Below are 19,607 nucleotides of genomic sequence, written 5' to 3'. Positions count from 1 at the left end.
AAATTTAATTGGAATAAAAAGGTAGCATTTATATGTTGTTTTTGCTCACAAGTAAAAGTTAAAAAGCTATCTAAAGTTTAGACAGCTTTTATATCATTTATATTTTTGCGGCAATAAACTGAGCCACTTCGGCTAGTCTGTTGGCAAAACCCCATTCATTATCGTACCATGCCGCTACAGAAAGTAAATTTCCCTGTTTGGCAGTAAGCGGTAAATCAATAATCGAAGAATGCGGATCACCCACAATTCTGGCAGAACTCCATTGTTCTTCCAAAACATCTAAAACGCCTTTTAAAGCCCCTTCTTTTGCTGCTTTTCTAAAAGCGTCATTTACTTCTTCTACAGAACAATCTTTAGTTGTAACCAAATTCAATTCGGCAATACTTCCTGTTTTGGTTGGAACTCTGTAGGCTTTACCGGTAATTTTTAAATCACTCCAGATAAACTGCAGGGCTTTTGCCGCTCCTGATGAGGACGGAATTATATTTTCTGCCGCTGCCCAGGAATCACGTCTGTCTTTCATTGGCTGATCAGTCAGTGATTGTGTGTTAGTGTAGGAGTGAACTGTTGAAAATAAACCGTATTCAATTCCAAAATTCTCTTTAATAACTTTTACAACCGCAGCTAAGCCATTGGTTGTACAGCTTCCCATACTGATGATCTTGTGATTTGTTGCGTTAAATTCGTCGAGATTGATTCCTTTTAAAAGCACAGCATCACAATCTGCCAGAGATTTACTTGGCGCACTCACCAAAACATATTTTGCTCCTTTATCGATGTGTTTTTGCGCATTTTCTCTGTTAGTCGCACGTCCGGTACAATCTACAACCAGGTCAACTCCCAAAGCTTTCCAATCCGGAATATCCAGTTTAGAATTCTTGTACGGAATTTTTCTGTCTCCAATACTAAAATTCTCATCAGTCGTTTTTACGTCTTCGTGCCATCTTCCGTAATTGGAGTCGACACTAAAAAGCGCTCCGAGCAAATCTATATCCTGAATGTCTGCAATGACTTCAGGAACAAAAAGATTGTTTTTTAAGGCGATACGAAGAAATTGTCTCCCGATTCGGCCAAATCCGTATAATGCTATTTTTGCCATGATATAAATTGTTTTTATGGATTACGTATGGATATTGAATTATAAACTAAAAAAAATGAAAACATAAAATAAGACTCTGATTATCAATTTATTAATAAAAATACTCTTTTTTATGTTTCCATTTCCCGCTTTACTGTTTTTGATTAATTAATTTTAACCAAATGATCTTCAATGCTCTTTCTGTGTGCTTCGTATTGAGCAGGAAGTTTTAAGTTTTGACCTAATTCTTCTAAGCTTTCATCTACTGTAAATCCTGGATTATCAGTAGCAATTTCGAATAAAACGCCTCCCGGTTCTCTGAAATACAAAGAGTGGAAATATTGTCTGTCAATCTGTGGAGTAATAGACAATCCGTAAGCTTCAACTTTTTCACGGAAGTGCATTAAAATTTCATCATTTTTGACACGGAATGCTACGTGGTGAACCGTACCATTTGCATTCAAACCTCTTTTTTCATCGGCTAATTCCACTAAGTCAACAATGGCAGCATTTTCTACTGCATCTGTAGCATAACGGTAACGGTTTACATCCTGATCGATTAATCGATAACCAAAGATTTCCGTTAAAACGGCAGCAGTTGGTTTGATATCGTTTAAAGTCAGTGTAATGTTATGAAAGCCTTTTGTGGCTGCATCCGCTTTAACCTCATCAGTTTCCCAGGCTTTTCGGTTATCTTCTGTTTTAGATTCGATTAACTCTAATTTTAAACCATCCGGATCTAAGAAAGTAAGGTATTTTTCTCCGAATTTTTCAGCGGGTTTGTTGTAAATAACATTGTATTGTTCGAAACGTTTCTGCCAGAAATCCAAACTTCCTTTTGGAACAGAATAGCCAATTTCTGTAGCCATTCCGGAACCTTTTCTGCCTTGTTGGATTCCTGCTCCCCAAGGGAAAAAAGTTAAGATAGTTCCGGCACTTCCAACCTCATCACCAAAGTAAAAGTGGTAAGTTCCCGGATCGTCAAAATTCACTGTTTTTTTAATGAAACGTAATCCTAATATTTTTGAATAAAAATCGAAGTTTCTTTTAGCGTCACCTGCAATTGCAGTAATATGGTGTAAGCCTAAAATTTTATTTTCCATGGTATTTGTAGTATTAAATTGTTATTGATTTCTTATACAAATTTACATCCGTTATAGCTCCGGATCGATTAACCTAGATTAAGAAATAAGAAACCTCTTTTGTTATTCAAAAACTCTATAGCCAAATAGTGTTCCAAGTATATAAAAGCCTTGTTTATTAGTATTTTAATTGATTTTATAGTTGCTGCTTTTACGATATATCATCATTTCATTAAATGAGTTATTGTATTTAGAAAATAGATGAGGATTACAGTGTAAAATACCAGCAAATTATTTATAAATGAAAAAGCCGACAGAATGCCGGCAGTTTAGAACTTTATAAATATGGATTTTCGAAGTTGAGGCTCTAAATTTTTTGTTTTATGCCCTTTTCCTGTGGTGTCTTCCACCAGTAAAATGGATCCGGTTTCAAATTTTCTTTTTTCTCCCAAAGAAGTTTCGATTTCTACACCGCCTTCCAGTAATACAATATATTGGCGGTCTGGTGCATTATGAAAATCATAGTCGTAATAAGGTTTTACCTCTCTAAAAATGATTGATTTTACAGGTTCGTCATCCGATAAAAAACCGATATCGCCATTGTTTTTCAACATAACTTCAAAGTCTTGAAAATGACTTTCGCCGCTACTATCACTGTAAATCCGTGTTATCGTAATCATTATTTTTGATTAAAAATCAAAGCATTGGCACAATTTACTTCGTCCTGACTTATAGTGTGTCCCATGTTTGGATAGATTTTTTTAGTTACTGATGCGCCTAATTTTTCAAGAAGTGCTTCAGATTCGTTTACTCTTTCAACAGGAACATGAAAATCAGGATCACTTGTTCCGATGAAAATGGGTGTGTTTTCGAAATTTCCGGTATAATGATTTTCATACACTTTATCGCCGATAAGTCCGCCTGTAAAAGCCACAACACCTCCGTATTTTGCCGCATTTCTGGCTGTAAATTCTAAAGCCAGACAAGCACCTTGTGAAAATCCAAGGAAATAGATGTTCTCTTTTTCGATTCCGTTTTGCTGGATTGCCACCACAACCTGGTGAATAGCTTCCAGTGATTTTGAAAAAGAAGGTTCGTTTTCATTAAGAGGAGCTAAAAAAGAATAAGGATACCAGGTTCTGTTTTCAGCCTGTGGTGCTACCAATGCAAAATCATCTACTTTAAGATGTTTTGCTATTGAAAGGATATCATGAGCACCCGCACCACGTCCGTGAATCATAATTAAAGCTTTTTTAGCTTCGTTTAAAGGAATACCATCGGTTAAAATTTCTGTATTCATAATTGTTGTTTTCTTTTAAAATTAGAAAGTTGGATAAGTGATTTTCTCTCGCAGATTCAGCAGACTTTTTGATCTTTTTTAATGCTTTTAATCTGAGGCTAAAAAAAAACAGGATTATTTACTTTTTCCAAATATCCTGATAGTCGTCCGGATGTCTTTTGAATTGAGCGTGAACGTATGGACATAGAGGTAAAACCATCAAATCATTCGCACGTACATAAGCAACCATTTCCTCCAGCAGTTTTTTGGCATAACCCTTTCCTTCAGCTTCCGGTTCAACTCCAGTGTGGTAAACCGTTAACAAACCGGGTTTAATACTTACTGTCATTTCGCCTTGCTTTTTGTCATCAACATAAAGATTAAAAGCGCCGTGTTTTTTCTCGTCTAATTCTAGTTTTATCGTTTCCATATTTCTTATTGAACTGTGTTTTTATATTTATTTTTTTTAATGAAGTCTGTAATCATTTTTCTTTCACAGACTTCATTTTACTTATTGTCTTTTAAAGTTATGCTTTAATAAAATCCAAAATATCTTTATTAATAGTTTCTGCTTCTGTAGTAGGCATTCCGTGGGGAAATCCAGGATAAGAAATCAGTTTTCCGTTTTTCAAAAGTTTGGCCGCTTTCGGCGCCTGGCTGTAAGGTACAATCTGATCATCTTCTCCGTGTAATACAAGAACCGGAATATCCAGACTTTTAAGATCTTCTGTAAAATCGGATTCAGAGAACGCTTTAATTCCTTCATAATGTGCCAATACAGAACCCATCATTCCCTGACGCCACCAGTTGTGTTTTATTCCTTCCTGAACCTTTTGTCCTTCTCGGTTCCATCCGTAAAACGGAATTGGAAAATCATAAAAATATTGCGCTCTGTTAAATCCGGTGCCTTGTCTGATTTCATCAAAAACTGATAATGGTACGCCATCAGGATTATTTTCGTTCTGAATCATAATAGGGGTAACTGCACTTATTATGACTGCTTTTGCCACACGTCCTTTTCCGTATTTGGCTGCGTAACGTATTACTTCTCCGCCGCCGGTTGAATGTCCTACGTGAATAGCATCTTTTAAATCAAGTGCTTCTGTCAGAGCAGCAACATCAGCTGCATAGGTTTCCATATTATTTCCTTCAGAACTTTGACCGGAACGTCCATGTCCGCGACGATCATGTGCAATAACTCTGTAGCCTTGTTTTAGGAAAAACATCATTTGCGCATCCCAGTCATCACTTGATAAAGGCCATCCGTGGTGAAAAACAATTGGCTGACCTGTTCCCCAATCTTTGTAAAAAATTTCTGTTCCGTCTTGTGTTTTAATTGTGCTCATTTTTTCTCTGGTTTAAGATTATTAAATTTTGATAATTGATGTTGTTAATTTTCTTTTACAAACTTAGACAAGACCCGGAAGTCTGTCGATTAATCTAGATTAAGAAAAAAATGAGGAACTTAAATTTACGATTTATTATAGATTTAGCCGTGAATTATGACAAAAAAGACATAATCGTTTAATGGAAGTGATAGTGGAGATAATTGAAGAGTTGGATTGTTTTGATAGTTTTATATTGATGTTTAAAGAATATTAATATAGTTGTTTAATAAAAATGCAGCATATCTAAATAAAGATATACTGCATTTTTTAGTGAAATATTGTAGAAAAAAACTACTCTGCTCTTTCGTATACGTATGATTTTGTTGAATTTGAAGGAAACAAATGTAATTTGGTTTTTGTCAATTCTTTGATTTTGTATTGTTTATTTTCATTTGCTGTCTGAATAGATAAACTTGTTCCGGTTTTAGAGAAAGTTCCTTCAACGGTACTGATTGTGCATCCTGAATTTCCGGTTTCATCGGTCTTTACCATGACGACCGAGTTGCCTTCAAAAGCGATATTTTCATTTAGTTGGCATTCACTTAAACCTTGTCTGATAATATCATCATATTCTGCCGTTAGTATCCATACACCATTGATATCACCTGATGTATCATCCGGTATTATGTCATTGCTGCCGGAACATGATGCCAAACCTATTAAAATTAATGTACTCAAGAGTATTTTTTTCATAGTGGAAATATATAAATTATATGTTTCAAATGTAGGATAATTTCTTTAAGTATTGTATTTTTCTTTCTATTGTGAGTTATTAGATTAAATTTATTTCGAAAGCATTATTTGACCATTCTTTTAAGTACTTTTTATAATTTAAAGTATAATTTTGGTTTCTTTTCTCTTCTATATTTCATATTTTTAGTTTATTAAATCAGAAATTTAGTGTAATTATGAGTTTAGATGTAAAACGTTTACTGACTTTTTCTCTACTATGGTTTGTTCTGCTAATTAAACCTCAAATAGTAAATGCTCAATTATTAGGAACTAGTAAAGCCACTACAGAAGAAGCTGTAAAAATTCCAGATGATTCTCTTGGAAGAAGAACGCCGCAAGGAACCGTTAATGGTTTTATTAAAGCTATAGGTGACCAGAACTATCTTCGTGCCAGTCAGTATTTTGTGTTAAGTAAACGTTCCTATCGTAAAACCGCTGAAAGAATTCGTATAGCGAAGACATTTCAGCAGTTATTAGATCAGGGAGGGAATTTATCTCCATCTTCTATTATCAGTAATAAAGAGACCGGACGTACCGATGATGATTTGGCAACCGGAGTAGATCATGTTGGAAGTATTACTACAAGTAAAACAGCAATTCAGCTTTATGTAGAAAACCAGTCAGATGACAGTCAGCCTGCGTTATGGCTTTTTTCTGCCGAAACCGTTGAATCTATTCTTTCTGCTGATGTTTCTAAAGAAAAGACTTTTCTAGATCGCATATTGCCTACGGTTCTTAAAGAAAGAAAGTTAGGGAATGTTCCAATTGGACATTGGACTGTTGTGGTTGTAATGACGGTTTTATCTTATTTACTTGCGAGATTACTGGTTTTCCTGATTGGTTTATTAGTTCAAAAAGTATGGAAAAAAGCGGCTACAGAACAAGGAACAGCTATTATAGAAGCACTTACGTTACCAGTTCATATGTATCTTACTGTGCTTTTATTTGTTGCCTTTACACAACGTATGGGAATTTCGATAATCGTAAGACAGCGTTTTGGAATTATTATAATCACAATCGGAATTCTTGCTTTTCTGATTTTATTGTGGAGAATGACCGATTTTGTAAGCATGTACGCTCGAAGCAGAATGAGCAGAAGCGGGCGTATTTCTGCGATCTCTGCTATTTTATTTCTAAGCCGAACCACCAAAGCGGCAATCGTGGTTATAGGAATCATTGCTTTATTAGGAATTATTGGAGTAGATGTAACAGCTGGACTCGCCGCATTGGGAATAGGGGGTATCGCATTAGCATTAGGAGCACAAAAAACAATCGAAAACTTCGTAGGGAGTGTGAGCCTTATTGCAGATCAGCCTTTACGAGTAGGAGATTATTGTCGAATAGATGATATTAAAGGAACGGTAGAATCGATCGGAATGCGTTCGACCACACTGAGGACTTCTGCAAGAACAATTGTAACGATTCCAAACGGACAATTATCAGCGAGTAAAATAGAAAATTATAACCATCGAGATCGTTTTATATTTAATCCAATATTCAATTTTAGAATGGAGACTTCTCCAGATCAGATGCGTTATTTGCTGATAGAACTTAGATCTTTGTTGTATGCTCATCCAGCGATAAACAATTCAAACCCGATAGTCCGTTTTACCGGTGTAACTGCAGATGCTTTGAAAGTTGAAATTACAGCTTATATTGAAGCGATTAATGTTGAAACTTCTCAGGAAGTTCAGGAAGATATATTGTTGAGAATGATGGATATAATAGAGCAAAGTGGAACCTCATTAGCTTATCCGTCGCAGACGCTTTATATGGCACGAGATATTTCCCGATCAACGGAGAAATCGGATGCAATTTCTGAAACCATCAAGAAATGGAAAGAAAATAATGAATTACAATTACCAAAATTTGATCCTAAACGTGTTGAGGAATTAAAAGACAGTTTAAAATATCCCGATGACGGAAGTTATAAACCCAGCGAAGAATAAATAAAAAACAGGCTCTCTCAATTTTTGAGAGAGCCTGTTTTTTATGTTCCATCGGAACATTTCATCGGTAGAAAATGAATTTATTTATCCAGCGTGATTGTTTTTCCAGTAATATTGATACGTCCAGTTTGAACAGCAGCAGAACCATCAGGTTGTTTTCCGCCAATTGAAATAGTAAACCATCCCGGTTCTACAACACGTTGTTTTTTCTTATTGATTAATGACAATTGTCTCGGAGTTAAAACAAAATCAACTGTTTTGGTTTCGCCTTTTTTTAGAGTAATGCGTTCAAAACCTTCTAATTGAACTATTGGGCGAGGTGTTGACGCTTTTTCGTCTTTAATATACAATTCAACAACTTCTTCGCCATCACGATCTCCAATATTGGTTACATCAACAGATACTTTTAAGTCTTTATCAGCTGATGCAGTTGATGGGAGCTGTAAATTGCTGTATTTGAATTGGGTATAACTCAAACCAAAACCAAACGGATATAAAGGTTTCTTCTCAAAATAACGATAAGTACGTCCTTTCATATCATAGTTTTCAAAGGCAGGAAGTTGATCTACCGATTTATAATAGGTAACTGGCAATCTTCCAGCAGGATTGTAATCGCCAAAAAGAACATCAGCAATAGCATTTCCTCCCTGCTGTCCAGGATATCCTGCTGTTAATATCGCAGGAACATTATCATTTGCCCAGTTGATAGAAAGTGCGCTTCCGTTAATTAGAACTAAAACAACTGGTTTTCCTGTAGCAACCAAAGCTTTCATTAATTCTTCCTGGTTCGCTGGTAAATTTAGACTGGTACGGTCGCCACCTTCAAAACCGTCTGCTTCGACTTTCATTTCTTCGCCTTCCAGACGTTCGTTTAATCCTAATACCAAAACTACTGCATCTGCTTTATTAGCGGTTTCAACAGCTTCTTTCAAAACGTTTTCTTGTGGTTCAGCCCATAAAAGCTGTGCTATAGCATCGCCATAAAAATTTTGATATTTAACTTCGATTTTATATTTCTTACCAGCTTCTAATTCAATTTTCTGCGGACGAATTCTCGGATGATGATTGTTTTTTCCTCCAGATGATTTTCCCGTTTCAATATCAACGGTCATAAAAGGTTTTGCCCAATCTGATATTTCGTAAACTCCCGATTTTGGTACAGTAAGATAACCCGACCATTTTACACTGTAATTCCCCATTTTCATTCTTGGGTCGGGTGTATTAATGTCCCAGTGAAAATCTACATTATCATCATTACGCACAAAAAGAGGTTTTCCTTCCCATTTGCTGTTATCATAATATTCGCCCATTAAACCTTGTTTTCCGTTTTCATTTTGAAAATAAACTGATGGAATAACTGTCATTTCAGGAACACCTTTGGCAAGATCAGTTCCTTTTGCGTACAATACTTTAGCATTAGGTTCTATTTTATTTTGAATACCTTTTAAAACTGTAATTGGATTACTTGGCACGCCGCTGTAATTACCCCATAAAGATTGTACATCATTAGCATTTGGACCAATAACGGCAATTGTTTTTATGTTTTTAGAAAGTGGTAAAGCATTATTTTGATTTTTTAGAAGAACGATACTTTTTTGTGACGCTATTCGTGCCAGCCAGTCATTAGCGGCGTTATTGTTAACTGAAAACGGAATCTGTGCATAAGGAACAATTTCGTCCGGATCGAACATTCCCAATTTAAAACGAGCTGTAAAAAGGCGTTTTATAGTTAAATCGATATCGGCTTCCGAAAGCAGTTTACGATCCAGAGCTTCTTTTAAAGATTTGTAACTGCTGCCACATTCCAAATCTAAACCTTCTTTTACAGCAAGAGCAGAAGCCGAAGCAGCATCATTTGTAATTTTATGATATTTCCAAATGTCTGTAACAGCGCCACAGTCTGAAACAATATAACCCTGAAAACCCCAGTCATTTCTAAGAATATTAAACAAAAACGGACTAGCACTGCAAGATTCTCCTCTAAAACGGTTATAAGCTCCCATGACAGAATAAACGCTTCCATCTTTTACAAGAGTGCGGAATGCTGGTAAATAGGTTTCATATAGATCAATATCGCTGACATTCGCATTGAATTCATGACGGGAAGGTTCTGGCCCAGAATGTACAGCATAATGTTTGGCAGTCGCTACTACTTTTAAATATTTTGGATCAGTTCCCTGAAGCCCTTTTACATAATTAAGTCCCAATTGACCAGTTAAATACGGATCTTCGCCGTAAGTTTCATGCCCGCGTCCCCAGCGTGGATCACGAAAGATGTTGACATTTGGTGACCAAAACGTCAATCCCTGATAGATACCGTGTTGTCCTCGTCGAAGATATTCATGATGTTTGGCACGAGCTTCATCTGATATCGCATTGGCAACATCAAGTACTAACTGTTTATCCCAAGAAGAGGCAATCGAAATAGATTGTGGAAAAACAGTTGCAAATCCTGCTCTTGCAACACCATGTAAGGATTCATTCCACCAATTGTATTCTGGAATGCCAAGACGTTCAATTGCCGGTGCAGAATCCATCAACTGACTGATTTTTTCCTCTACAGTCATTCGGGATACCAAATCATTCACGCGCTGTTCAATAGGTAAATTAGGATTTTTAAAAACAGGGTTTTCCTGTGCGAAAGTGGTTAATGTGGCAAAGTTTAACATTAACACCAATTTGTATACTTTTTTCATCAAATTATTTGGGTGTTTTTTGGTTTGATAGTTATTCGTTTTTTTACTGTGGTTTTTTTCGTAAGTGTTTAGAACATTTGAAAATACAAAATTAAATCTTACTATTTCTCAACTGCGTATTAATTGCTATTTAAAGGGTGTTGTAAAGCTTAGACTATATTTTTGTCCATTTCAAAAAAGCAATCAAAGGGAGATAAATTGCTATTTAAAGGAGGGTATTCTGCTATTTAAGCTTCCAGTTCTAGGTTAGGTAAAGAATTTTGATATTTTTGTTATTTCTGCCAAAATGAAAAACTTACCATGTTGAAACACACTTTACTCGTCTTTTTATTTTCTTTTATCTGTATTAAAGGTATTGCTCAGCCTCAGGGTGTTTTGACTCATTTTTCTAATGATGGAAAGTTGAGCCAATCGAGGGTATTAGGAATTCAGCAGGATAAAAAAGGTTTTATCTGGCTCGCTACATTTAATGGTCTGATTCGTTATGATGGCAATACTTTTAGAAAATTTAAAGTCGGACAGGAAGACGTTTCATTAAATATACAATCCAACCGCGTATCGAAATTTATTTTTGATGCTAAAGGAAGAATCTGGATTCAGTCGGAAAAAAATGATGTTTACTATTTTGACACCAACGAATTAAAGTTTCATAATCCAATAGAAGGAAAATCGAACAATCTTGTTTTTGAGCAGTTCAAAATCATGTCTTCAGGAACAACTTGGCTTTTTCCAAAAGATAAAAACGACATGATTGCTTTTGAAAGTAATGGGCAAATCAGAAAAGTTAGTTTCAATAACACCAGACATTTTGGAAAAATTACAGACGTATTGGAAGATAAATCTGGAATAACATGGTTTTTATCCAATGCAGGACTATCCAGATTAAATAAAACAGCTAAACAGCCTGAATATTTTTTTACTAATGTGTCAGAACAGCCAGGAAAAAGCAATTCGTTTAATATTGCTGTTGAGACAAAAGAGGATCTTTGGTTTGGAGGCAATCAGGGAAAATTTATTAGATACAATAAAAAATCGACTACTTTCTTTGATTTGGATTTAGGAATTCAAGATGATATTCTGCTTTTAAAAGAAGTAGGCGACAGCAAAATATTAATTGTAAAAAAGAAAGAAGGTTTCTGTACTTACGATATTAAAACAGGAAGGTTTAATAATTACAATAGTACCACGCTGGCTGGTCTTCCACAAGAAAGTATTAATTTTTTAGGACTTACAGATTTACGCCGATTTTGGTTTGATACTCCAAATTCCGGAATATTTATGTTTGATTTGATTACTGGAAAATTAAAGAAACTGGAAGTGGATCCCAGCGAACCTTCTGCGGCAGCGGGCAGGCAAAAAAGTTTTCTACTCACTTCTCCTAATGGGACAGTCTGGCTTCAGTCGAATAAAGGGGCTTTTTCGTATTGGGATGAAAAACAGAGCAGGTTATTTTCTGTTATAAAATGCATCAAAGAATCTAAAGAAACATTTTCAGATGTAATGCATACTGCGGCGTTTGATAAATTGGGAAATCTTTGGTTTTGTTCTCATAAACAAGGTTTAGATTTGATTGTATTTAATAATAGCAATTTTCTAAAACTAAACTTAAGTGCGTCAGGAAATCATAAAAAACACAATGTAAGAAGTTTGATGGAAGACAGAGAGAAAAATCTCTGGGTTGCCAGTCGTGACGAGAAAATTGAAATTTTTGATTCGCAGAAAAGAAGAATAGGAAACTTAGGTTCAGACGGTACTTTATCTCCAGATAGTCCGGGTTGGGGAGCAGATATTTACAATATGATGCAGGATGCTCAAGGCAGAATATGGATTGGAACAAGAGGGAACGGTGTCTTCTGTCTGACCCCAAAACCGCTTTCTTTCAGTTTCACCGTCAAACAATATAAATATGATAAGGACAATAAATACAGTATTAGTTGTGATGATATTTATAAAATCTTTCAGGCAACAAACGGGCAGATTTACCTTGCAACTTGGGGAGGCGGACTTAATTTGATTAAAGAATCGGCTGGCAAAGCGAATTTTATAAGTTACAGAAATGAACTGAAAAATTATCCAATAGGAAGGGCAGATAAAGTCCGTTCGGTTGTGGAAACTAAAGATCATAGAATTTTCTTTGTTTCATCTTACCGATTATTTTCTATAGCAGGAGAAAAGCTATCAGCTGATAAAATGCAGTTTAAAGATCATTTTCAGGCTTCGGGAAATGATATTTTGGATATTATCGTGACTTCAAACGGTCGATTGGCATTATCAACAAACGGGAAAGGATTGATTCTGGTTGATGTCAATAAACAGGATCAGGTTAAAGCAGAAACATTTTGGAGCGAAAATTTCGGATTTCCATTAGAAGGTGTTGTGGGTATGGCGGAAGATAAATTTGGAAAAATATGGCTCATGGGCGATAATCAGATTGTACGTTTTGATCCTAAAAATAACAGCAGTGAAACTTTTCCGGAATTAAAATCTATTATAGGAACCGAGATATTCTCAGAAGCAACCAAATGTCGATTATCCAATGGTGAAATCGCAGCAGGTTATTCTGATGGAGTAATTTATTTTAAACCAGATGCGATTAAACCTTCAAAATTCAAACCTTATTTAGCGATTTCTGGATTTTTGGTCAACAATAAAGAATTATTTGAGGTAAATCCTGAAACACCAAAAAATCCAGATCTTTTGAGAGAAGTTGTCTTAAAACACGATCAGAATTTTTTCAGAGTTCAGTTCTCAGCTTTAGATTATATCAAAAATGAAAATATTGTTTACCGATATAAACTAGAAGGAATCGATAAAGACTGGAATTATCTTAAAGGAGGTCAGTCGATTAATTATACCAATTTAGGAAGAGGAACTTATACCTTAATCGTTTCTTCTACAAACGGACACAATTTGTGGCTGGATAACGAAAGACAGATTAAAATAACAATTAAGCCTTCTATTTGGGGAACTTACTTTGCTTATTTCTGCTATTTGGTATTGGCTGTAGGTTTGTTTTTATTGGTGAGACGTGCGATTTCAACAATCTTAAAACTGCGAAATGATGTGCGTGTAGAAAAAGAAGTTAGTGCCTTAAAACTAAATTTCTTTACCGATATTTCACATGAAATTCGTACACCACTTACGATGATTACTGCTCCTTTAGAAGTAATGCTTTCAGATAATAAATTAGATGAATCGTCAAAATCACAGCTTCGGATTATTGAAAAATACAGTAATAAATTATTGAATTTAGTCAATCAGATTCTGGATTTTAGAAGAATGCAGGACAGAAAACTGGAAGTTCGCGAAATTGATTTGGGCGAATTTGTAAAGGAAGTCTGCGAAGGTTTTACAGAAGTGAGCCAGCGTCGAAATATACAGCTTAAAGTCAGCATCGACGATATCAAACCACACATTTGGGCAGATCCTGATAGTCTGGATAAAATTTTGGTCAATCTGCTTTCCAATGCTTTTAAATATTGCAAAAAGGGAAATGTTATTGAAGTAAAAGTCGAAGAAACGGAGAATAATGTTTGTTTAAAAGTGATTGATAATGGCCCTGGAATTAGTACTGTGGTTCAGAAGAAATTATTTGTTCGTTTTTCCAATTACAATGAAAATCCGTTTAATCCAAGTACAGGAATCGGACTTTCAATTGTAAAGGATTCAGTTGAAAAGCACGGAGCAGTAATTTCTGTTGAAACGAAATTAGGAAAAGGAAGCAGTTTTGAAATTAATTTCCAAAAAGGATACGATCATTTTTCTGATGATGTAGAAATTCATTTTGAAGAAACAGAAGAACATTTTACAGATGATATTGCTATTGAAGAAACAGAAAAAGAAGAATTAATTGAAGAAATAATAAGAGAAAAACCAGTTGGATTAATAGTCGAAGATGATCCAGAATTGAGAAACTTCATTCTCTCCATTTTAAAAGAAGATTATACTATTTATACAGCTGAAAATGGAGAAGAAGGTCATTTAAAAGCAGTAGAATTATCTCCAGACTTTGTAATCAGTGATATTATGATGCCCGAAATGGACGGAATCGAAATGCTTAAAATTATTCGAAACAACTTTGCAATCAGTCATGTTCCGGTTATTCTGTTAAGCGCAAAAACAGCTATTGAAAGTAAATTGGAAGGAATGGAATACGGTGCAGACGATTATATTACAAAACCTTTTAATGTGAGTTTCTTAAAAGCAAGGGTAAAAAATGTTTTAGAACAACGCATTCGTTTACAGCAGTTGTACTCAACAGGAAGTATTGCGCAAATTGCAAAAGAAGTGCCTCTACAGATTTCAGATAAAGACAACAAATTTATGCTGAGAGTCATAGAGCTTGTAAAAGAAAATATTTCTAAAACCGATTTCTCTGTAGATGAGTTAGGAAAACTGATGTGCATGTCGCGAGCCAGCTTTTTTAATAAACTAAAAGATGTTACAGGAGTTTCTCCGGTTGTTTTTATAAGGGACATGAAACTTAGCGAAGCGGCAAACCTTCTAAAGAATGAAGATTTATTAATTAAAGAAATCTGCTTTGAAGTCGGATTTAGTGATTTGAAATATTTCGGAAAATGTTTTAAATCAAAATATAATTACACTCCTGCAGAATATCGCAGGCAGTTTCGTTAGGTAGATGGGATAATTTTTCTACAGGTATTTAATAATCTTTTAGCTTTTAAAAGTAAAGCTTCGGAGAAGCGAAATGTTTATAGAAATCATATTTATTATCTGCATCAGAGCTCCAGAGGAGCGACATATTATTTACAATGTAGGTAATATTTCGCTCCTCTGGAGCTTTTTTTGATCTACATAATTTAATTTCTATAAATATTATGTCCCGCTGGGGCTAGAAAATATAAGAATACAATAGGCTTCCAGCATGTTTAGAATTGCCTGTTTTTTTGTTTTATAAGTATTTGAAAACATGATTGTGATATGTGTTTTTATTTGTGACTATTTTTTTACATGAAATAAAAAATAGGGTTAATAATTGATAAAAACCTAGATTTTTAAGGATAAATAGCGATTTAACCCTTTTCGAAAAGCAAAATTTACCCCTCATTACAATACGCTATATCTAGTTTTGCTTCATAATCGGAAATGATTTTACTAACTAACCTTAAAACCAAAATTATGAACCAAACCAAATTTTTAACTCAACTCTTAAAAACAAAATCTGTAAGCTGTAGCTGTAGAAAGTTTGAAAAGCAAAATAGTAATCATTTTTAAATTTTGCTGTTATGAAAATCATGAAACAACTCATATTGGGAGCAGGAGTATTGCTTTCCATATTAAGTTCCTGTTCAAGTGACGATTTTAAATATGAAAGTTCTACAGTAAAACTATTAGATTTTCAATTAAATGATGTGCCTTGGAACTTGAATGTCGGGATTTCTACCAGACCGCTTTTTGTTTACAAAGACAACGGAGAGTATTTTGCCAACTACAGTTCGCTTTATCCTTTTTCTTTAGATGATGGAAAATACAAATTTGTAGCCTCAGATTATCCGGAACAAATGATTCCGTCTCCAACGAATCTAAATGACCTTATTGTGCCACAGCCGGCATTGGCCAATCAGCATGTGAATTTGTCAGATGCCATGCCGTATGCTTCGCCTTTTGATCAACCACTTACGCTTAACATTAAGACCAGAACGGGAATACTTCGTTTGAAATCTTTAGATGTAAATGCGGATAGAAGTTACACAACCATTAAAACAACCATTTCAGTAAAAAGAAGCGGTTACAAAGTTTTGGACGGAACTTATATCAACGAAGATATGTTCGTAACGAGAAGCAAAGCCACAACGAGCGGTGGAATTAATTATGCAGAAGATTTTATTTTATTTCAAACAGGCGATCCTGCAAACAATGTCAAAATTAAAATCGAATGTTTGGATCAAAATCAGCAGGTTGTCAAAACAAAAGAGATCGAAGGAAGTTTTGCGATTGAAGCCAGCAAAGTCACAAACGCTGATTTCTATTTGAACGCACTTTAAAAAAACTGTTGTTTAAATACAACAGAAACTTACCAACTATAATTAGCTGTCTTGATGTATTAATAAAAGGCGGGAACAAGCCATTATGATCAAATAGAATCATAGTAATTTTTGCTGTTCCCTACAGAAATCCTATGTCTAGGCTTTTAAAATAATTAAAGAAATATTCTAGTTATGAAGATAAAAAAATATATCTGGAGCATTTTAGCACTCTTATGTCTGACATTTGGTGCTTATGCTCAGAAGCGTGTTACTGTAAGCGGTACAGTAAGGGATAACATGGGGCTTATTCCCGGCGCAACTATTATTGTAAAAAATGAAAATACCAACACCGTTACCGATTTTGACGGTAAATTCAGTATTGCTGTTAATGACCCGGCAACAGCAGTTTTGATTGTCAAATTTATTGGTTTAACCGATGAGACGGTAGCCGTAAAAGGACGTACTTCCGGAATTACGGTTCAAATGAAAGAATCGAACAGTGAATTAAATGAAGTAGTAGTTATTGGTTACGGTACTCAAAAACGTAAAAACTTAACAGGAGCCGTTGCCAGTATAAAAGGAACGGAACTGGCAAAAGTGCCAACAGCAAACGTGGCTGAAGCTTTGACAGGAAGACTTCCTGGGGTTCAGGTTACTACTGTTGATGGTTCGCCGGGTGCAGAGGTAAAGATCAGAATTCGTGGAGGAGGATCTATTACAGAAGATAATTCGCCTTTGATTTTAGTCGATGGATTTGAAGTTGCGAATCTAAATGATATTCCGCCAACGGATATTGAATCGGTAGAAGTTTTAAAAGACGCGGCGTCAACAGCGGTTTACGGTGCGCGAGGAGCAAACGGAGTTATTATAGTTACGACTAAAGTGCCAAAAGCAGGAAAAGTTCAGGTAAACATTCATAATTATACGCAAATTAAAACGCTTGCCAATCATTTGGATGTAATGGATCCGTATGAATTTGTGATGTTGCAGTATGAGAATGCACGTAAAGGAAGTTCTAATCCAACCGGATTTTATAATCAATATGGAAAAGCTAACGAATTATATATTTATAAAGGAAACAAAGGTATCGATTGGCAAGATGAAATTTTCGGAAGCAACCCAATTGCCAGATATACGGATATTAATGTGAACGGAGGAAGCGAAAAAACAAAATTCAAATTCACGTTTGTAAATCAGGATCAGCCAGGAGCTTTGGTAGGAACTGGAATGCGTCAGAATTATGTTTATCTGATTATGAATACCAAGCTGACGGATAACCTTTTGTTTGAATATCAAACGCGTTTAACCAATCAGACTATTGACGGTTCTGGTACAGATGGCGTGAGTCTGCTTAGAGCTTTACGCGAAGCACCAACAAGAGGTTTGGAAGATTATATGACTTTACCAGATGACAATACCTATTTTGATCCGGAAGATTATCAAACAAAACCTCGTTTTAACCCGTTGGAAGAAGCAGAAAAAAATTATCGTAAACGTATTACGAGAATTTTTAATACACAAGGAGCCTTGACTTGGACAATCCAAAAAGGACTGACATTACGTTCTTCATTTGGTTACGAATACAAATATCAGGAAGACGGACGTTTCTATGGAACAGATACGCGTACTGCAACCGATAACAACAATCTACCAGTAGTATATTGGTCAATGACACAATCGCCACGCTGGCAGTTGAATAACGTATTAAACTACGGATTCAAAATAAAAGAGCGCCACGATTTTCAGTTGATGATCGGACAAGAGATAAAAGATCAGGAATCAAAAGCTAAATTTTACCGTTCCCGTTATTTTCCTGATGATATTTCGGGGCCAAAAGCTTTAGATAACTTGGCATTAGGAACTCCTTTTGATAACGGTTCATTGGCTGAATCTCCAAACAGAATCGCTTCTTTTTTTGGAAGAGCTAATTACGGTTATGATGATCGTTATCTGTTTACGTTTACAGTTCGTACCGATGGTTCTACAAAGTTTGGCCCGGACAATAGATGGGGAGTTTTCCCTGCAGGAGCTTTTGCGTGGAGAATTTCAAACGAAAGTTTCTTAAAAGAGAGTCAGACTGTTTCAAATCTTAAACTTCGTTTGAGTTATGGAGCTTCAGGAAATGACAGAATAAAAGCCGATTTATACGCAAAATATTATGGTGTTTCCAGAGATCGTTCAATAGGATGGGGAGAACAAAATCAGTATTACTATAATTTTTACAATAGCCAATATTTGAACAATCCAAATGTAAAATGGGAAACCACTTATACAGCAAACGTTGGTCTTGATTTTGGTTTTTTCAAAGAAAGATTAACAGGAACTCTTGATTTCTATTACAATAAAGTAAAAGATTTATTGGTGCCTTCTGATATTGCTTCGGTTTCCGGTTTTACCAAAATGATGACGAATGTTGGACAAACTTCTAATAAAGGTGTTGAATTGGCGCTTAACGGAAGTGTAATTAGAAAAAAAGACTTTCAGGTTGATCTGACTTTCAACATTGGTTACAACAAAAATAAAATTGACAAACTAGCAAGCGGAGAACAGGAATGGATTTTAAGTTCGGGCTGGGCAGGAACGCAGTTATTAAATGATGATGATTACCGTGCGTATGTCGGCGGAACAAAAGGTTTGATTTATGGTTTCGTAAATGACGGATTCTATACAATGGATGATTTTGAATCTTTTGATGCTGTAACAAGAACTTGGAAATTAAAAGAAGGTGTAGCCAACTCAAAAAATCTTTCAGGCGAGCCAGTTCCAGGAAATGCTAAGTTTAAAAAATTAACTCCTACTGATCCTTCAGATCCAAACAGCTATGTAATTGGAGATAAAGACAGAAAAGTAATTGGAGATACAAATCCTGATTTCTCTGGTGGATTTGGTGTGAATGCGGTTTGGAAAAACTTCGATTTAACAGCATTTTTCAATTTCATGTACGGTTTTGATGTGTACAATGCTAACAAGATCATGATGACTTCTTTCTTCCAAAACAACCAAAACAATTTTGGGATGGAAGTAGGATTAGATAACCGTTGGAGAAATTATGACGATATGGGGAACGACCTTCGTTATTCTCCGGAATTATTAGCAAAACAAAATGAAAATGCTACGATGTGGAATCCGGTAAGTATTGGTCGTCCTATTGCGATGTCTTACGCGGTGGAAGATGGTTCTTTCTTAAGATTAAACACGCTGAGTATTGGTTACACGATTCCAAAACAGCAAAGCAAAGCAATTGGTTTAAGCCGAGTGAGATTGTATGCTACAGGAAGTAACTTATTTGTTTGGACCAATTATTCAGGATATGATCCAGATGTCAATTTAGAAACAGGTCTTACACCAAATATAGATTACAACGCTTATCCAAGAACGCGTAATTACGCTTTTGGAGTACAGTTGTCATTTTAATT

The 19,607-nt window shown here is 35.3% G+C and carries 12 protein-coding genes; 4 read left to right on the top strand and 8 right to left on the bottom strand.

The features are described from left to right. Positions 1-97 precede the first annotated feature (97 nt). From ACFS3A_RS20575 to ACFS3A_RS20545, 7 genes are all read right to left on the bottom strand, one after another. A complete protein-coding gene (locus tag ACFS3A_RS20575) occupies positions 98-1,099 on the bottom strand; it encodes a type I glyceraldehyde-3-phosphate dehydrogenase (RefSeq protein ID WP_379827439.1) in 1,002 nt (333 codons plus the stop codon). A gap of 143 nt (positions 1,100-1,242) precedes the next feature. Next, complete coding sequence (locus ACFS3A_RS20570; protein WP_379827438.1) at positions 1,243-2,181, bottom strand: ring-cleaving dioxygenase; 939 nt, start codon at positions 2,179-2,181, stop codon at positions 1,243-1,245. 308 nt (positions 2,182-2,489) lie between these two features. Beyond that, positions 2,490-2,840, bottom strand: coding sequence for a hypothetical protein (locus ACFS3A_RS20565; RefSeq protein ID WP_379827437.1), 351 nt, complete (start codon positions 2,838-2,840; stop codon positions 2,490-2,492). Then, positions 2,840-3,460, bottom strand: a complete 621-nt coding sequence (locus ACFS3A_RS20560) for an alpha/beta hydrolase (protein ID WP_379827436.1) — start codon at positions 3,458-3,460, stop codon at positions 2,840-2,842. The genes ACFS3A_RS20565 and ACFS3A_RS20560 overlap by 1 nt, the downstream gene beginning before the upstream one ends. Positions 3,461-3,578: 118 nt before the next feature. Continuing rightward, complete coding sequence (locus ACFS3A_RS20555; RefSeq protein WP_379827434.1) at positions 3,579-3,869, bottom strand: GNAT family N-acetyltransferase; 291 nt, start codon at positions 3,867-3,869, stop codon at positions 3,579-3,581. A gap of 97 nt (positions 3,870-3,966) precedes the next feature. Beyond that, a complete protein-coding gene (locus ACFS3A_RS20550) occupies positions 3,967-4,785 on the bottom strand; it encodes an alpha/beta fold hydrolase (RefSeq protein WP_379827433.1) in 819 nt (272 codons plus the stop codon). Positions 4,786-5,118: 333 nt separating this feature from the next. Next, on the bottom strand, positions 5,119-5,520 hold the full coding sequence (locus ACFS3A_RS20545) for a lipocalin-like domain-containing protein (protein WP_379827432.1): 402 nt from the start codon (positions 5,518-5,520) through the stop codon (positions 5,119-5,121). Positions 5,521-5,735: 215 nt separating this feature from the next. Here ACFS3A_RS20545 and ACFS3A_RS20540 point away from each other — a divergent pair, with 215 nt between their 5' ends. Continuing rightward, complete coding sequence (locus tag ACFS3A_RS20540) at positions 5,736-7,508, top strand: mechanosensitive ion channel family protein (RefSeq protein WP_379827431.1); 1,773 nt, start codon at positions 5,736-5,738, stop codon at positions 7,506-7,508. Positions 7,509-7,588: 80 nt separating this feature from the next. On the opposite strand, the gene ACFS3A_RS20535 is transcribed toward ACFS3A_RS20540, so the two are convergent. Then, positions 7,589-10,204, bottom strand: coding sequence for a beta-glucosidase (locus tag ACFS3A_RS20535; protein ID WP_379827430.1), 2,616 nt, complete (start codon positions 10,202-10,204; stop codon positions 7,589-7,591). A 300-nt stretch (positions 10,205-10,504) separates the two neighbouring features. On the opposite strand from ACFS3A_RS20535, the gene ACFS3A_RS20530 reads away from it, so the two are divergent. The 3 genes from ACFS3A_RS20530 to ACFS3A_RS20520 all read left to right on the top strand — a co-directional run bounded on the left by ACFS3A_RS20530 (position 10,505) and on the right by ACFS3A_RS20520 (position 19,605). After that, on the top strand, positions 10,505-14,839 hold the full coding sequence (locus tag ACFS3A_RS20530; RefSeq protein ID WP_379827429.1) for a hybrid sensor histidine kinase/response regulator transcription factor: 4,335 nt from the start codon (positions 10,505-10,507) through the stop codon (positions 14,837-14,839). 611 nt (positions 14,840-15,450) lie between these two features. After that, complete coding sequence (locus tag ACFS3A_RS20525) at positions 15,451-16,209, top strand: hypothetical protein (protein WP_379827428.1); 759 nt, start codon at positions 15,451-15,453, stop codon at positions 16,207-16,209. A 174-nt stretch (positions 16,210-16,383) separates the two neighbouring features. Then, entirely contained in the window at positions 16,384-19,605 is a 3,222-nt protein-coding gene (locus ACFS3A_RS20520) for a SusC/RagA family TonB-linked outer membrane protein (RefSeq protein WP_379827427.1), read from the top strand. Positions 19,606-19,607 lie beyond the last annotated feature (2 nt).

Origin of the sequence: Flavobacterium notoginsengisoli (assembly GCF_042686225.1) — a bacterium.
In the GTDB taxonomy this organism is placed as follows: domain Bacteria; phylum Bacteroidota; class Bacteroidia; order Flavobacteriales; family Flavobacteriaceae; genus Flavobacterium; species Flavobacterium notoginsengisoli.
The sequence above is the reverse complement of the archived record's forward strand: the minus strand, read 5'-3'. Positions and strand labels throughout refer to the sequence as shown.

Coding starts and splice junctions, on each gene's coding strand:
- ACFS3A_RS20575 (WP_379827439.1), bottom strand. CDS start 1,099: ATGGCAAAAATAGCATTATACGGATTTGGCCGAATCGGGAGACAATTT.
- ACFS3A_RS20570 (WP_379827438.1), bottom strand. CDS start 2,181: ATGGAAAATAAAATTTTAGGCTTACACCATATTACTGCAATTGCAGGT.
- ACFS3A_RS20565 (WP_379827437.1), bottom strand. CDS start 2,840: ATGATTACGATAACACGGATTTACAGTGATAGTAGCGGCGAAAGTCAT.
- ACFS3A_RS20560 (WP_379827436.1), bottom strand. CDS start 3,460: ATGAATACAGAAATTTTAACCGATGGTATTCCTTTAAACGAAGCTAAA.
- ACFS3A_RS20555 (WP_379827434.1), bottom strand. CDS start 3,869: ATGGAAACGATAAAACTAGAATTAGACGAGAAAAAACACGGCGCTTTT.
- ACFS3A_RS20550 (WP_379827433.1), bottom strand. CDS start 4,785: ATGAGCACAATTAAAACACAAGACGGAACAGAAATTTTTTACAAAGAT.
- ACFS3A_RS20545 (WP_379827432.1), bottom strand. CDS start 5,520: ATGAAAAAAATACTCTTGAGTACATTAATTTTAATAGGTTTGGCATCA.
- ACFS3A_RS20540 (WP_379827431.1), top strand. CDS start 5,736: ATGAGTTTAGATGTAAAACGTTTACTGACTTTTTCTCTACTATGGTTT.
- ACFS3A_RS20535 (WP_379827430.1), bottom strand. CDS start 10,204: ATGAAAAAAGTATACAAATTGGTGTTAATGTTAAACTTTGCCACATTA.
- ACFS3A_RS20530 (WP_379827429.1), top strand. CDS start 10,505: ATGTTGAAACACACTTTACTCGTCTTTTTATTTTCTTTTATCTGTATT.
- ACFS3A_RS20525 (WP_379827428.1), top strand. CDS start 15,451: ATGAAAATCATGAAACAACTCATATTGGGAGCAGGAGTATTGCTTTCC.
- ACFS3A_RS20520 (WP_379827427.1), top strand. CDS start 16,384: ATGAAGATAAAAAAATATATCTGGAGCATTTTAGCACTCTTATGTCTG.